Here is a 14,186-nt window from a genome sequence, read left to right as displayed (position 1 = left end):
CTTAAGTACTTTTCTGAGATAGAATTTTTGGCATATATTTTGTCATATCCGTTTCAAACCAAAAATTAAAATCATGAAACATTTAATCATTTTTTGTATTGCAACTATTTTAGGAATGAGTTTATCATCAGCCCAATCAACAATAAGCGGGACTGTGAAAACCAAGACAAACGGCAAACCAATAATGAATGCAATGATAACGGTCAAGGATTCGAAAGAAGCGTCCGTTGCGACAGATATAAATGGTAAATTCACCATTAAAGTTCCATCAAATACGGTTACACTTAATGTTGTAGCAACAGGATATCAAATGAAATCAGTAAGTATCGAAAAATCAGATGTTGTTGATATTGTGTTAACTCCCGAAGTAGACAAGAATGCAAAAACAGTATTGAAAGCAAAACCTAAAAAAATTGCTGCTTTAAAAAGTAACTCCACCCAATTAAAATAATCTGAAAAATCAAATAGTTCTGTAAGCTGCCCTCAAGGCAGCTTTTTTTATTGAATTATTTTTGGGTTTTTTCTTAAAGCAAATACAATGAATCCGATTCCGAGAAGAATAAAGGGGACACTCAGCCATTGCCCCATGTCAAGCGACATATTATTCTCAAAGTTTACTTGTACTTCTTTTAGAAATTCAATCAAAAAACGAGCAGTAAATAGGGCTACCAGAAAAACGCCCACAAACAAACCGGGACGATTTATACCAATATTTTTTCTGTAAAGGATAATAAGCACCAGAGCTATGAGCAGGTATGAAAATGCTTCATAAAGTTGTGTAGGGTGCCTGGGCAAATTTCCTGCTCCTCTGTCAGCAGCAAACACAAATCCCCAGGGCACAGAAGTTGTTATTCCGTAAATCTCTGAATTCATAAGATTTCCTAAACGCACAAAAGCCGCCGAAACAGGGATGACGATAGCCATCCTGTCGAAGAGCCACCAGAGATTGACTTTATATTTTTTTACATAAATAATCAACGCGATGATGATGGCAATAGCAGCCCCATGACTGGCCAGGCCGCCTTTCCACACCATCAGGATTTCCCACAGGTTGTTTTTATAATAGTCCCATTCGTAGAACAGGCAATGACCGAGCCTGGCACCAATAAGCACTGCAATAAAAATGTAAAATGTAAGCCAGTCAAGAAGCGTGAGAGATATTTTTTCGCGTTTATAGATATAATATAATATCGCATAAGCCAGAAAAAAACCTGTTGCAAACAATAATCCGTACCAGCGCAAGCCAAAATTTCCTGCAGTAAAAATCTCAGGAGATGGATTCCATATAATTTTCAATAAATTCATATGATGTTGGTTAAGTTATATTTAATTTTCACACCTTCTTTAATACCATTTTTATCGCAAAAGCCTGCATTTAATTCCAAGGCATACATAGCTTCTTTACCTGAAGGAATAGATGTTGTGGAAAACGGAACAGTATTTTTTGCAATGCTGACAATTTTGAAATCATTGTCAATAAAGATTATGTCGAGAGGGATATGTGTATTTTTCATCCAGAAAGAAAGCGGCTGCATATCTTCAAAAATAAACAACATGCCGCAACTGTCTGGCATTGATTTCCTGAACATCAGGCCCTGTGTACGTTCAGCTTCAGACTGTACAATTTCAATACTAATGGTTTTCTTAATTGAACCATCATCAACAAATTTCAACTCGCCGTCTTTTCTGAATACAGGCTCACGAACCACTTCATTCTGTATCTGTCGTTTTCTTTTATTATGAGGTTTTGAAGGCCAAATTATCAGGATTATAATCACTGCAATAACGATAATAATAAGAATAAGGACAATATTTTTTCCTTTTAACTTATGTTTCATTACATGTAATAGAAAATGATAAAAATAATAGCAATAATAAAAGTAAAAAATAGTATCCCCCTGCCGGTTTTATCGGCTTTCAGGTTCACAAGATAAATGCGTAAAGCGACCGCATTGGGTATCAGGCTCAAAATAATAATGGTGGTGAGCTTGAAAATGGAAAGGCCTGTTTCCTTGTTTACTAACAAAGTTGTATTTAAAAGATACAAAATACCAAAACACAGGCCCGGTAATACAATTCCCAGTATCAGCCCAAGAATAAAAGAATCTTTTTTCAAAAATTTAAACATCTAATTTCCACTTTTTAATTACAGGTATAACGTCATGTGCTGTAAAATCAATATGCACAGGAACTACTGAAACAAAATTATTTTTCAGTGCCCATTCATCGGTATCTTTTCCTTTATCGGGGTTCTCAAAAACTCCTGTAAGCCAGTAGTAATTTTTGCCATGAGGGTCTTTGCGCTCGCTGAATTCTTCTTTCCAATGGCCAATAGCCTGCCTGCATATTTTTAACCCCCTGAGTTTTTTTTCATTCTTTGGAAAATTAACATTTAGACATGTTTTTCCAGGCAATCCCGATTTTAACAGGTTCTGACATATTTTCTTAATATAGCCTGCAGTATGCGAAAAATCTGCATGATATGAATAATCGTTTAATGAAAATCCTGCCGAAGGAATGTTGACCATAGCACCTTCAAGCGCTGCCGACATTGTGCCGGAATAAATAATATTTACCGATGAATTTGAGCCGTGATTAATACCAGAAACCAGCAAGTCAGGTTTGCGGTGCAGTATTTTGTCAATAGCAAGTTTCACACAATCCACCGGTGTTCCGCTACAGCAATATTCTTTGTAATGTTCTTCCACCAAAATCTTTTGCATCCTTATTGGGTTAGCGACAGTAATGGCGTGCCCCATGCCTGACTGAGGTTTGTCCGGAGCGAGCACAACCACATCTCCCAATTTACACATTAAACCTGTCAGAAATCTAATGCCCGGGGCTGCTATACCATCGTCATTTGTTACGAGTATGAGAGGTTTTTTCATTACATTCGTTTGCACAAAAATACAATAATTATTCTGAGTTACTAATTAATTAAAAACCACTTTTTATTTACAATACTTTCAAATAAATTCATTAAAAAAGAGACATACTTTTAAATAAAAATATACTCAATAATCTCACCAAAATAACGCTCTACAAATTAATATGTTATCGTAACACAATCTTCATTTATGCTCATTACATAATTAGTGATTACATCCAACTCCTTCGCAGCTTTGCTTCCTGAAAATTCACTGATTGAGCTATATGTTACTTTTTTTCTGTACTCATTTAAAAAAACTTTGGATAGTGGCATATACGACCAATGCCATTTTTCTTCCTGATAGCCGGTTTTTCGGGAATCCCCCATGGTGATGAAAGGTTGGCAAAATCCATATTTTGAAGCATAATTACACAACCATTCATACACTTTTTTTCCTTCGGGCAAATCAAAATAATTATTTTCCATGCTGTTCAGGTCAATGTCGGTGCCCCAATGGTGGCGTGATGTTCCAGGCATTGAACTATATTTTAAAATTATCCTGGCACGCTCTAGAGTATCTTTTATTGTGGCAGCAAGGTTTTTGCCTTCAACAAGCCTGGAGCCATTCCATTTTTGTTCCCATATGGATTTCTGATAATTGAAATTTCTTGTTCCTGAGATAATTTTCAGTTTTACGCCTTCATTTTGGGCAGCATAATACATTTCAATAAATGCTTGATAAGTTTCTTTCAACAGATAAATATTTCTTCTGTTGGCATATTCTTCATCTACTTCAATGAAATTTGTGTCTTTAGCAGGGTTAAATTTCCCGGTAAGAAATTCAATAGTAACAGTCGTATCATTTGTAAACTGATATTGTTTTCTTAACGTTTTTGAAGTATCAGCAGTATTGAGCAAAGGCTGATTATTTGCCTGAGGGGGATTAGGTTTATTTTTATACACTATAAAATAGTATGATAATAAAAAAATCAGCACAACTGCCATAAATATACCGCTGCTTTTAAAAATCTTCATATCCGCTTCAATGTTTTTCAGCCATGAATTCCAAAACCAGATTGTAAATATCTTCTGCATTCAGTTTAAATTTTTTCATCAGTTCGTCAGGTTTCCCCGATTCGCCAAAACGGTCATGAACACCAATTAATTTCATAATTGCCGGACATTCCTGTGATACAACCTCCGACACTGCACTACCAAACCCCGCAGAAACCTGGTGCTCCTCAACGGTAATAATTTTTTTGCATTCTCGTGCCGCATCAATAATAATCTTTTTATCAATGGGTTTTACGGTATGTAAGTTTATTACCCTTGCATTAACACCTTTTTCTTCAAGCCGGTAAGCCGCCTGCAAGGCTTCCCACACCATATGCCCTGTCGCAATAATACAAACATCAGCACCTTCTTTAAATACTTGCCCTTTACCTATTTCAGTTTGTAAATTTTCAGATGTAAAATCCGGCACTGCTTCGCGTCCAAAGCGAATGTAAACGGGGCCTTTTAATTTTTCAACTGCATGCAGCACCAATAATTTTGCCTGCGTGGCATCGCAAGGTGAAAGCACAGTCATATTAGGCAATACACGCATCACGGCTAAGTCTTCCAAAGCCTGGTGAGTAGCGCCATCAGGTCCGACAGAAATGCCGGCATGTGCTCCGCCTATTATCACATGCAAATTGTTGTAACATATAGAAACCCTTATCTGATCTGCAGCTCTTAACGCAGCAAAAACGCCATAGGTAGCAAATACAGGAATTTTCCCATTGAGTGCCAAACCCGCAGCAACGCCGACACAGTTTTGTTCGGCGATACCCAGCGAAAAAAAGCGTTCGGGAAATGTTTTTGCAAATAAATCCAGACCGACAGATGCTGTAATATCCGCTCCTAAAACAAATAAATCCGAAAATCTTTTTCCCGCTTCTGCTATACCTTCTCCAAAACCGATTTTTGTAGGCCTGCTACCTCTGTTGATAAATTCCATAATAAATTATTTTAACATCCCAATAAATGTTTCAGCCTCTTCTTTTGATGGCACTTTGCCATGCCAGCGGTAATCGTTCTCTATAGGAGGTATTCCTTTTCCCATTATCGTATGAGCAATAATAATCCTGGGTTTTGAATTTCGTTCTTCGAACTTATCAAATACAGAAATAAAATCTTCATGATTATTTCCATCACATTCCATAACTTCCCATCCAAAAGATTTCCATTTCTCATGCAGGGGCTCTATTTCCATAACATCTGATGTTTTGCCATCAATCTGAAGATTGTTGCGGTCAACTATCACGTATAAATTGTCAAGTTTGTGATGGCTTGCACTCATAGCCGCTTCCCACACAGAACCTTCCTGTAATTCTCCGTCGCCCATAACACAGAAAATCCTGTAGTTTGCTTTATCATATTTTGCTGCAAGCGCCATCCCCACCGAAACAGATAAGCCTTGTCCAAGTGAACCGGCAGACAATTCAATACCCGGCAGGCCATGGTCTCTTCCCGGATGCCCCTGAAGGCGGGAACACAATTTACGTAAACTCAATAACTCTTCGATAGGGAAATAGCCTACATGAGCCAAAGTAGCATACAGAACCGGTGCAACATGGCCAATGGAAAGTATAAGCCGGTCTCTCAGAGGCCATCCCGGGTCATCAGGTTTATGGTTCATTATAGAAAAATACAGGCAGGTAAATATATCAGCCAACCCCAGTGAGCCTCCGGTATGGCCAGAGCCTGCCTCAGCAAGGCTCAGCAATATATCTTTACGAATATTTTTTGAAATATCTTTAAGTTCGTCAATTTTAAAATTTTTAAAAGCCATTATTGTAGTATAGTTATAAATATTTCAATTAATAATTTTACGATTTCAAACACAAGAACAATAACGGATATAGCTTTAAAATAACACATAATAAAACATTTAACCAACTATCGGCCGTTTCTTTATCAAAACATTTTAAACATTGTTAAGAATTACCTGACCAACGTCACAGTGCCTTTTAGTTTAAAATCTTTTCCTGTATATGATTTATATAATATCAGGTAAACATAGACACCTGTCTCGCATTCTTTATCATCATATTTACCATTCCACCCCTTTTCAACATTATCTGTGAAGAATTGCTGCCTGCCCCACCTGTCGAAAATATAGAATTTATAAGACGCATTATCTATACCTATAATGCTGGGTTTGAAAACATCATTTAGTAAGTCATTGTTTGGCGTAAATGCATTTGGAATGAATATGGTAGTTTCCTGATTAATCCTTATTGGCTTTTCAACGGTGTCAGAACAATTATGGCTGCTGGTTACTATCAACTGAACCAGATAAGTGCCGGAGTCTGAAAAGATATGGAAGGGGTTCTGTTGATCAGAAAAGTTATACTCATAGGAGGCATAGTCGTCAAAATTCCAGAACCAGTAGTTTGCACCAAGTGACAAATCAATAAACTGAACTTGGGGGTTGTCGGTGTATGCGACATCGGGTATGGAATAAAAATCAGCTTGGGGAGTGATGAATACTTCAACGTATTCGGTATCAATTACAGCACACCCGTTTGTATCCTGAGCATGAAACGATATTACATAATTACCTTCATGCTGATAAAAATGAGTAGGGTTCTTTTCGTGATACACATCACTATTGCTATAGTAATCTCCAAAATTCCACACCCATGAAGAATCTCTAATAAGCCATTCTGGCACATAACTACCTGTAATATGAACAGGGTTGCATCCCCAAGGAGGTTCTGCAAAAATATTTACAATATTAGTGTTATAATAATTTACTGTTGCGGTTGCCGCTCCGCTGCACCCGTTAGGGTCAGAACCTACCACAGTATAAATCTGGCTTGTAGGCGGATGAGCTATAACAATAGGTTCTGTGCTGGAGCTAAGCCCAAGAAATGGCGACCAAACATAAGTGGTAGCACCACTGGCCGTGAGCATAGCATTGTTTTCTGGACAAATGGTAACACTGGAAGGATTGACCAAAACTGTAATGCCTGCATCTATAGTGATGGTTTGTGTAATAGTATTTGAACAACCCGTCAATTGATCAGTGTAGTAATATGTAATAGTATGAGTACCGACACCTGCCATAGATGGGAATAAAGTATCATTGAAAATTCCTGGACCTGAATAATAGCCTCCTGAAGGCAAAGCTTGTGTCAGCAAAAAGGGAGTGGAAGTGATACATAAATTTGGCAAGATATCAAACGTGAGTACTGGTAAAGGGTCAACAACAACATTGATTGATTCAGAATCAGTACAGCCTGCGTCAGAAGTGCCTGTAAGTGTATAAGTTACTGTGGAGGGCGGATTAGCAATTGTTGTGCTGCTGTTTGCCGGATTCAGATATGATTGAGGGTCCCAGGTCCATGTAGTAACAAGCCCTGATGGATTATCGGAAGCTTGGAGTGTTGTAGACTCTCCATAACATATCGTATCAGCTTCAGGAGTGATGGTGATTACAGGGTTCGGGTGAACTGTTATAGTTACAGATGTGCTGCTGGTGCAATTGTAAGCATTCTCCCCAGTGATTGTATAGGTTGTTGTCGAAGCCGGTGAAGCAGTCGGTGAACAAGAGCCGTTCGGAGGTGTCAGGCCGGTGGTTGGGCTCCAGGTACAATTACTCAAGGGTGGAATACCGGTTATATCCATCTGCACACTATTGCCAGCACAAATATTTGCAGGGTCGGGAGACACAATAAGTGTTGATGTCGGATTTACAGTTATAGTTATACTGTTAGTGCCTGTGCACCCTGCTGCAGTCTGAGCACCTACTGTGTAAGTAGTTGTTGCTGTTGGGCAAGCTACAGGGTTTGATATTGTAGTTGAACTTAATCCATTACCCGGCGCCCACAACCATCCTGTATCGGCTGGAGTGCTGGTAGCAGAAAGTTGAGTACATTGACCGCTGCAGATGGTATTATTGGGAGCATCTGAAGATACGCTTACTAATGGCAATGGATTAACAGTGACAGTTACACTTGTAGTATTGGAACATCCTGCCCCTGACTGCCCCTGGACAAAATATGTAGTAGTTGTGGTTGGGTTTGCTGTGGGATTGCATGAATTCGGTGGATTTAACCCTGTAGTAGGGTTCCACGTACAGTTTGTTAAAGGAACTGAACTATTTACTGTCAAATCGACTGATTGACCATAACAAATTGAAGGGGCTGATGGCGTAACTGTAATAGCTGGGGTTGGGTCAACAGTAATGGTAACAGTTGCCTGGGATGTACAAATGTCATTTGCTCCTGTAACAGTATAAATTGTTGTTGTCGTTGGAGAAACAGTAACACTGCTTCCCGTCATATCACCAGGCTGCCAGGTATAAGTACTGGCACCACTTGCTGTCAAAGTTGAACTTTGCCCCGTACAAATAATAGTTGGTGATGCTGTTGCAGTTGTAACCGGATTAGGAAACACATTAACAGTTACATTTGTTGTACCCGTACAACCTGAATTTTCGCCCAGCACTGAATATACAGTAGTTGATGTTGGACATACATTAACTGTAGCTCCGGTAAGATTCCCCGGCGCCCATCCGTAAGTAGTTCCCCCTGATGCATTAAGGTCAGTGCATTGCCCAACACATATTGTAGGTGATGTTGCTGTAGCAGTAATAGTAGGATAAGGGACAACTGTAACTGTTAATGATGCATTTGCTGTAGTGCATCCTGTAGTAGTGGTAACTGAAACAGTATAAGTTGTTGTAGAAGTTGGTGAAACAGTGATTGACTGTGTATTATCTCCTGTACTCCAATTGTAAGAAATATATCCGCTGTTGGCAGTAAGCGTAACTGTTCCGCCTCCACAGAAAAATGTTGGCCCTGATGCGGTTATGGTTGGAGTCATAACACTAATATCTACATATGAAAAAATAAGTTCTGCCCTGTTAATACACATGGGCGCATTAGAACATACTGTGAAGTAATTAATGCCTCCATAATTATAGCCATTGATTCCACAAGGGAAGCTGGCTGAAACGGAAGTTGTAAGCACGCATGGAAGGTCACTGCACAAGCATCCGGTATTGCCATCATAAGCTACAGGGAGTGTAAAAATATCTGTAGAATTATTAGCTAAAGTGCCATAAATTGCTGCTCCCTCGCAACTTCCCGTCCAATAATTTACAACAACATTGGATATAACATTTCCGGGAGGAACAGGGTCAAAGAAAGATATTGATCGGCATGGTTCAGTATCCCCGCAATAACTTCCCGGAGTGTTAGTGCACCAATAGTCATCACCACAGACAGTACACCCCCCACAAGCCTGAAATCCCGAAAAATAAACAGTGGTGGATACTGTTTGTTGAGAAAATGAAGAGAAAATACCTAGAAGTATAAAAATTATTAATAAAAAACTTTTTATGTAATAATGTTTCATTTTGGGATGATATATCATTAGAACGAAATATTATTCAATAATACTTGTTACTTTAAAATTATTTAAACCAAACAAGTTAAAATCTTTAATGTCAGTAATAAATTCATTTATTTTTACCCGCAGTTCACTGTTCTTATTTTTCTTGCAATCTCCTGATACAGTTTCTCCTTGTCCAAGTGTTAAGCATTTTCTTTTTTCGGTTTTTACGTTACTAATCCATTTATGTTCCATAGTAAAAACAGCATCATTCCATTCCATATTTACACCAAAATTATTATTGTTAATAAATTTAATACAAATTACATCTTCACTATTGCATTTACCAAGCTGGTAAAATGCTTCCACACCATTTTGCATATTTTTACCGCTTGCAGATAAACCGATAGGTAACCATCCGGTATTTGTTTGGGCAAATAAATTCAATGAAATAACAAATAAAAAAAATTGTATGAGGCTGGATTTTAAATACATAAACATGAAATATTATTAATAAACTAGCAAATTTAAGTAAATAAACGTAAAAAACAGAAAGTTATGAGTAAAATTTTTAATAATTCTATTAACAATTAAATTAAAAAAATTATTTAAATTAATTCTAAATAATGGTTCAATTTTTGATAAATGTAAAAAAAGTAAAACAATGAGAACAATTACTTTAATATTTACTTTATTGACAGCTAACATTATGTTTGCACAAAACAGTTCAGGTTTTTACATGCTTAAAGCACAAACTCTTGATGGAAATGAATTTGATTTTTCTATTCTGAAAGGAAAAAAAGTGATGATTGTTAACACCGCTTCAAAATGTGGTTATACACCACAATATAAAGACTTGGAGGAGCTACACAAAAAATATGGAAGCGGGAACTTTGTTATACTTGGGTTTCCCTCAAACGATTTCATGAATCAGGAGCCATTGGATAACGAGGAGATTAAAGAATTCTGTTCACGGAATTATGGCGTTACTTTCCAGATGATGTCAAAAGTCAGCGTTACTGGAAAAAATATGGACCCGGTATATCAATGGCTTACCGACAAAAAACTGAATGGCGTGATGGATTCCAATGTAAAGTGGAATTTTCAGAAATATCTTATTGACAAGAATGGCAAATTGTTCAACACCTTTGCATCATCAGTAAAACCTTTTTCTGAATCTATTGTCAACTGGATAAACGGTACGCAATAAATTCGGGGTTTGCGAGGTCGGCTTTGTTGTATTTCAATGCCTCCCCTCCTGCCGCACTGACAATTTTTCCTCCGGCGTTTTGCAATATGGCATCACCGGCGGCAGTATCCCATTCCATGGTACGCCCGAAACGCGGGTATTCATCGGCACTGCCTTCGGCAAGAGCGCATAATTTTAATGAGCTGCCCTTGCTTAGAAATTGCTTTGGGCGTGTATCGTTTTTCAGGTATTTGCGTGTCCTTGTATTAATATGTGACTTACTAACAATGTAAGTATAAGTTTCAGTTCGGGTGCATGGCAACTTTGTAGCTTTAACCATCATGGCGCTAATATCATTATTTACAGACACTATCTCTGAAACATTGCTGATTTTGAATGAGCCAATATTCTCCCCTGCAAAAAAAAGTGTTTCATAGGCTGGTGCATAAATGACACCAAGCACGGGAATGTTTTTTCTAATCAAAGCAATATTCACTGTAAAATCCTTACTCTTAGTAATAAACTCCTTAGTTCCGTCCAGCGGGTCAACCAACCAGCATAATGGCCATTGTTTGCGCTCGGTATAAGGTATTATCGATGCTTCTTCAGAAATTACGGGTGTTTCTGATACGGCTAATCTTTCAATGATAAGCCTGTTCGCCGCCTTGTCGGCATTGGTAACAGGAGTTAAATTTCTTTTAATACTTATCCTCACCCTGTCATGGTATATTTTCATTATTTCTTTTCCTGCATCAACTGCGGTCGAAACAGCCATCTGCAATAGTTCCGTCATTTTTCTATTATTTAAAGTTAAATTAGTCACTGGAAAATTATGAAAATGATAACTGATTACCTATAAGTGTACACTGATAACTGTTTACTGATAACTGCTCACTGATAACTGCTCACTGCAAAAGCAGATTTCATTTTCAAACATACATTTGTACCGTCGTAAACAACGATATTATATGGCAACAAACCATCTTCTTCCATTCCGGGAATGATTTCAATATGCAAAACATTATTTAATTGCGGGTTAACTATGCTTAGAAATTTAATCTCTTTCGCTTTTGAAAGCTGAAGTTTCTTTGCCTCTTTAACTTCAATACATTCTTTTACCATTTGAAAAAGGCAAACTCCCGGAACAACAGGATTTCCGGGGAAGTGCCCTTCAAAAATTTTATGTTGTTGGTTTATCTCAACTTTGAACACATCCTTGTTTCCTTCATTTGAAAATTCCAATATCTTAAAAAAAGTATCTTTCAGCATAAAACTATTTTATGATAAATTTATCGTCAGGCACATTTCCGTTAAGCTTTCTGTCATGGAAAATGATATCGGTTATATCGCCCGATTGCTCTTTCATAATAATTCTTTCCACCGAAAATAATGATTTTTCAAAATATAGGTGAATTTCAATAAAAAAGTTTTTAATGTTTTTATTTTTTGGATTCAGTACCATTTTATAATACAAGTCATTTTCGAAATACCCACACGAAAAATCCTTTTTATCATCCATTACATTTCCTTTGAACATTTTGTCAAATAAATTTGCAATTCTGCCAAAGCCGGTGTTTCCCGACATATTGAAGGCAGTATTTTTACCCTCATCGCTGACATATACCGTTTCGTTATTAATTATCATCAGGTATTTGAACGGTTCAATGTATTCCCAGCGTATCATCGCATCATTTTTATAACAGAAATATCCTTTAGACTCTACGGGAACGGTTAATACAGATATATACCTATGCTGCACAAAATTGCTTTCAAGACTTTGCAGGCTTGCAGTATATTCACTTATTTTACGCTTCAGGACAGATGTATCTTTCAACACGCGAAATGTTGTATCTGGAGGTAAAGCATGCAGGGTGCCAATAGGGACAGTAACAATCAACAACAGAATATAAAATATTTTTTTCATCCTTTTACTTCTTTAGCACTTCTTCGGGTAATACAGTTATGAGTTTTTTTTCTTTGCAAAATAACAGAAAATCATCCAGAATCATTTCAATATCATTCACTCTGTCATGAAAAAGTATGATATATCCCGGTTTAACTTTTTGTAATTTTCTGAAAAGCTTGTTTTTGTTTTTTGTAACGGTATCAAAAGTACGCAGACTCCAACCAACAGGAATCAACTTAATTCTGCTGAGTGCTTTTTTTATTGCAGGGTTTGTAACTCCATAAGGTGGCCTGAAAAATTCCGATTCTTTGCCTGTTATGCCCTTAATTATTTCATTACATTTTGTTATGTCTTTTTCGATAGCCTGAGATGTCTTGAGGTCGTATAAAAAATTATGCTGATATGAATGGTTGCCTATATTATGCCCGGCTGCAGATATTCTTTTTACAAGTTCTGGGTGTTGTTCGGCATTGCTTCCGATTAAAAAAAATATAGCCTTTGCATCATGTTTTTTCAATACTTCCAGTATCCTTGGGGTGTTAGTTTCATCCGGGCCGTCATCAAAAGAAAGAATTATCTTGTCCCGGCTTTGAAAGCGGCATAATGCTTCAATGAAAAATGACATCTTAATAAATGAAGAACCGACCACCAAAAAAAACAAATACAATAAAGCTGCCACAAAAAACCACCAAGGAGAGATACCAGAGTAAAGGAAAAGCATTGCAATGCTGACAATGCTGACAATAAAAATAATAGTGAATGTTCTGTATTTCAGCATCCTGATAATAAAATTAATGAATGCTCTTGTCCGGAAAACTGATTATAAATTAAAATGTGTTTGGGAACAGCTTCATTTCCCTTTTTAAATATTATGGCAGGAGAAATTTGTTTTATTTTTAGTATATAAGCTGCCATGCAGACTGCAAATGCCGAAGATGTAAAATAATCACCGCAGAGATGTTTATAATACAAAATGTTTTTGTTGGGAAACAATTCCTTTTCTACACTATTATAAATTACATCGTAACGGCTATCACTGTTGTATCCCATAATAATATTGTCAATATCTTCTGGCGTTAATTCGTGAGATTTTAGAAACTCATTAATCTGTTTATTTATTTCTTCTGAAGTTTCAGGATTAACAAATGTTTTTACTCCATTTATAAGAGCAATAGCATTTTCTTTCTTGTCGGATAGCAACAAACAAGATGCCCCCTCTCCAGCTATACTTCCTTCTGTGGGGTTTATAAAAACATTTGTTGTCAGCCCTTCAACGCTTTTATAAATCCCCAAACGCTTCATTATTTCGTAAGAAACTGCCGTAATTTCATCCACACCACCAAGAAGTATATTCTTATTTTCTTCTTCATGTAACATCATCAGGGCATCCAGAAGGGCATTTTCAAACGAAAAGTTTCGATGAACATAAGCGTAGTTATAACTGTTGCATTTCAGCAGAAGTGCAATCTGCCCAGCTATGGTATTGTGTGTGGATTGTATGAATGATGTAGGAGGTAGAAATTGTTCTTTGTTGATGATGATTTCATTCAGGAATTTTTCAGTGTCTTCAATGCAACCCAGGCCTGTGCCTGCTATAATCGCATCGGGGTTCTCGATACCGGCATCTTTCAGGCATCGCAACGCCACTGTTACTCCCATCTTAACAACCCGGCTCATGCGGCGTATCAAAGTAGGGTTGATGTAAGATTTATAATTCGGTTCAATACAGGTCAGGTATTGGGAATTATATTCAATCTGTGCTGATACTTGCAACACTTCTTCAAACGAGGGTGAAGGGCTTATTAACGAAAATGATTTTATATATGCTTTCATAAGAG

16 protein-coding genes are annotated in these 14,186 nt (G+C 37.2%); 2 read left to right on the top strand and 14 right to left on the bottom strand.

Going from position 1 to position 14,186, the window contains the following annotated elements:
• The first annotated feature begins 73 nt into the window (after positions 1–73).
• The gene (locus tag M0R16_04710) at positions 74–451 is read left to right on the top strand and encodes a carboxypeptidase-like regulatory domain-containing protein (protein MCK9612183.1); all 378 of its coding nucleotides are present in this window, start codon (positions 74–76) and stop codon (positions 449–451) included.
• 47 nt (positions 452–498) lie between these two features.
• Here M0R16_04710 and lgt read toward each other — a convergent pair whose 3' ends face one another.
• The 9 genes from lgt to M0R16_04665 form a co-directional block, all read right to left on the bottom strand.
• On the bottom strand, positions 499–1,305 hold the full coding sequence (gene lgt, locus M0R16_04705) for a prolipoprotein diacylglyceryl transferase (protein ID MCK9612182.1): 807 nt from the start codon (positions 1,303–1,305) through the stop codon (positions 499–501).
• Positions 1,302–1,838: a DUF192 domain-containing protein gene (locus M0R16_04700; protein MCK9612181.1), complete on the bottom strand. Its 537-nt coding sequence runs from the start codon at positions 1,836–1,838 to the stop codon at positions 1,302–1,304. Before M0R16_04700 ends, lgt begins: the two co-directional genes overlap by 4 nt.
• The gene (locus M0R16_04695) at positions 1,838–2,128 is read right to left on the bottom strand and encodes a hypothetical protein (GenBank protein MCK9612180.1); all 291 of its coding nucleotides are present in this window, start codon (positions 2,126–2,128) and stop codon (positions 1,838–1,840) included. Before M0R16_04695 ends, M0R16_04700 begins: the two co-directional genes overlap by 1 nt.
• Positions 2,121–2,888, bottom strand: coding sequence for a 5'/3'-nucleotidase SurE (gene surE / locus M0R16_04690; protein MCK9612179.1), 768 nt, complete (start codon positions 2,886–2,888; stop codon positions 2,121–2,123). Before surE ends, M0R16_04695 begins: the two co-directional genes overlap by 8 nt.
• Positions 2,889–3,046: 158 nt before the next feature.
• Positions 3,047–3,964 (bottom strand): M15 family metallopeptidase, encoded by a 918-nt coding sequence (locus tag M0R16_04685; protein ID MCK9612178.1) that lies wholly within the window; start codon positions 3,962–3,964, stop codon positions 3,047–3,049.
• Positions 3,912–4,868 (bottom strand): transketolase family protein, encoded by a 957-nt coding sequence (locus M0R16_04680; GenBank protein ID MCK9612177.1) that lies wholly within the window; start codon positions 4,866–4,868, stop codon positions 3,912–3,914. The genes M0R16_04685 and M0R16_04680 overlap by 53 nt, the downstream gene beginning before the upstream one ends.
• 6 nt (positions 4,869–4,874) lie before the next feature.
• A complete protein-coding gene (locus M0R16_04675) occupies positions 4,875–5,702 on the bottom strand; it encodes a transketolase (GenBank protein ID MCK9612176.1) in 828 nt (275 codons plus the stop codon).
• A 152-nt stretch (positions 5,703–5,854) separates the two neighbouring features.
• Positions 5,855–9,277: a gliding motility-associated C-terminal domain-containing protein gene (locus M0R16_04670; protein MCK9612175.1), complete on the bottom strand. Its 3,423-nt coding sequence runs from the start codon at positions 9,275–9,277 to the stop codon at positions 5,855–5,857.
• 30 nt (positions 9,278–9,307) lie between these two features.
• Positions 9,308–9,700, bottom strand: a complete 393-nt coding sequence (locus M0R16_04665; protein MCK9612174.1) for a hypothetical protein — start codon at positions 9,698–9,700, stop codon at positions 9,308–9,310.
• A 217-nt stretch (positions 9,701–9,917) separates the two neighbouring features.
• Between M0R16_04665 and M0R16_04660 the strand changes: the two genes are divergently transcribed.
• On the top strand, positions 9,918–10,463 hold the full coding sequence (locus tag M0R16_04660; GenBank protein MCK9612173.1) for a glutathione peroxidase: 546 nt from the start codon (positions 9,918–9,920) through the stop codon (positions 10,461–10,463).
• Here M0R16_04660 and cysQ read toward each other — a convergent pair.
• The 5 genes from cysQ to M0R16_04635 all read right to left on the bottom strand — a co-directional run bounded on the left by cysQ (position 10,438) and on the right by M0R16_04635 (position 14,181).
• The gene (cysQ, locus tag M0R16_04655) at positions 10,438–11,235 is read right to left on the bottom strand and encodes a 3'(2'),5'-bisphosphate nucleotidase CysQ (protein MCK9612172.1); all 798 of its coding nucleotides are present in this window, start codon (positions 11,233–11,235) and stop codon (positions 10,438–10,440) included. The two genes, M0R16_04660 and cysQ, sit on opposite strands and share 26 nt — an antisense overlap.
• 98 nt (positions 11,236–11,333) lie before the next feature.
• On the bottom strand, positions 11,334–11,711 hold the full coding sequence (locus M0R16_04650; protein ID MCK9612171.1) for a hypothetical protein: 378 nt from the start codon (positions 11,709–11,711) through the stop codon (positions 11,334–11,336).
• A 4-nt stretch (positions 11,712–11,715) separates the two neighbouring features.
• On the bottom strand, positions 11,716–12,366 hold the full coding sequence (locus M0R16_04645; GenBank protein MCK9612170.1) for an outer membrane lipoprotein carrier protein LolA: 651 nt from the start codon (positions 12,364–12,366) through the stop codon (positions 11,716–11,718).
• A gap of 4 nt (positions 12,367–12,370) precedes the next feature.
• Positions 12,371–13,126 (bottom strand): polysaccharide deacetylase family protein, encoded by a 756-nt coding sequence (locus M0R16_04640; GenBank protein ID MCK9612169.1) that lies wholly within the window; start codon positions 13,124–13,126, stop codon positions 12,371–12,373.
• Entirely contained in the window at positions 13,120–14,181 is a 1,062-nt protein-coding gene (locus M0R16_04635) for a beta-ketoacyl synthase chain length factor (protein MCK9612168.1), read from the bottom strand. The genes M0R16_04640 and M0R16_04635 overlap by 7 nt, the downstream gene beginning before the upstream one ends.
• Positions 14,182–14,186: the final 5 nt, after the last annotated feature.

This window comes from Bacteroidales bacterium (assembly GCA_023228145.1).
Taxonomy (GTDB): Bacteria; Bacteroidota; Bacteroidia; order Bacteroidales; family CAIWKO01; genus CAIWKO01.
The sequence above is the reverse complement of the archived record's forward strand: the minus strand, read 5'-3'. Positions and strand labels throughout refer to the sequence as shown.

What these genes read in the sequence shown, in the direction of transcription:
- M0R16_04710 (MCK9612183.1), top strand. Translation starts at nt 74, where the DNA reads ATGAAACATTTAATCATTTTTTGTATTGCAACTATTTTAGGAATGAGT.
- lgt (MCK9612182.1), bottom strand. Translation starts at nt 1,305, where the DNA reads ATGAATTTATTGAAAATTATATGGAATCCATCTCCTGAGATTTTTACT.
- M0R16_04700 (MCK9612181.1), bottom strand. Translation starts at nt 1,838, where the DNA reads ATGAAACATAAGTTAAAAGGAAAAAATATTGTCCTTATTCTTATTATT.
- M0R16_04695 (MCK9612180.1), bottom strand. Translation starts at nt 2,128, where the DNA reads ATGTTTAAATTTTTGAAAAAAGATTCTTTTATTCTTGGGCTGATACTG.
- surE (MCK9612179.1), bottom strand. Translation starts at nt 2,888, where the DNA reads ATGAAAAAACCTCTCATACTCGTAACAAATGACGATGGTATAGCAGCC.
- M0R16_04685 (MCK9612178.1), bottom strand. Translation starts at nt 3,964, where the DNA reads ATGCAGAAGATATTTACAATCTGGTTTTGGAATTCATGGCTGAAAAAC.
- M0R16_04680 (MCK9612177.1), bottom strand. Translation starts at nt 4,868, where the DNA reads ATGGAATTTATCAACAGAGGTAGCAGGCCTACAAAAATCGGTTTTGGA.
- M0R16_04675 (MCK9612176.1), bottom strand. Translation starts at nt 5,702, where the DNA reads ATGGCTTTTAAAAATTTTAAAATTGACGAACTTAAAGATATTTCAAAA.
- M0R16_04670 (MCK9612175.1), bottom strand. Translation starts at nt 9,277, where the DNA reads ATGAAACATTATTACATAAAAAGTTTTTTATTAATAATTTTTATACTT.
- M0R16_04660 (MCK9612173.1), top strand. Translation starts at nt 9,918, where the DNA reads ATGAGAACAATTACTTTAATATTTACTTTATTGACAGCTAACATTATG.
- cysQ (MCK9612172.1), bottom strand. Translation starts at nt 11,235, where the DNA reads ATGACGGAACTATTGCAGATGGCTGTTTCGACCGCAGTTGATGCAGGA.
- M0R16_04650 (MCK9612171.1), bottom strand. Translation starts at nt 11,711, where the DNA reads ATGCTGAAAGATACTTTTTTTAAGATATTGGAATTTTCAAATGAAGGA.
- M0R16_04645 (MCK9612170.1), bottom strand. Translation starts at nt 12,366, where the DNA reads ATGAAAAAAATATTTTATATTCTGTTGTTGATTGTTACTGTCCCTATT.
- M0R16_04640 (MCK9612169.1), bottom strand. Translation starts at nt 13,126, where the DNA reads ATGCTGAAATACAGAACATTCACTATTATTTTTATTGTCAGCATTGTC.
- M0R16_04635 (MCK9612168.1), bottom strand. Translation starts at nt 14,181, where the DNA reads ATGAAAGCATATATAAAATCATTTTCGTTAATAAGCCCTTCACCCTCG.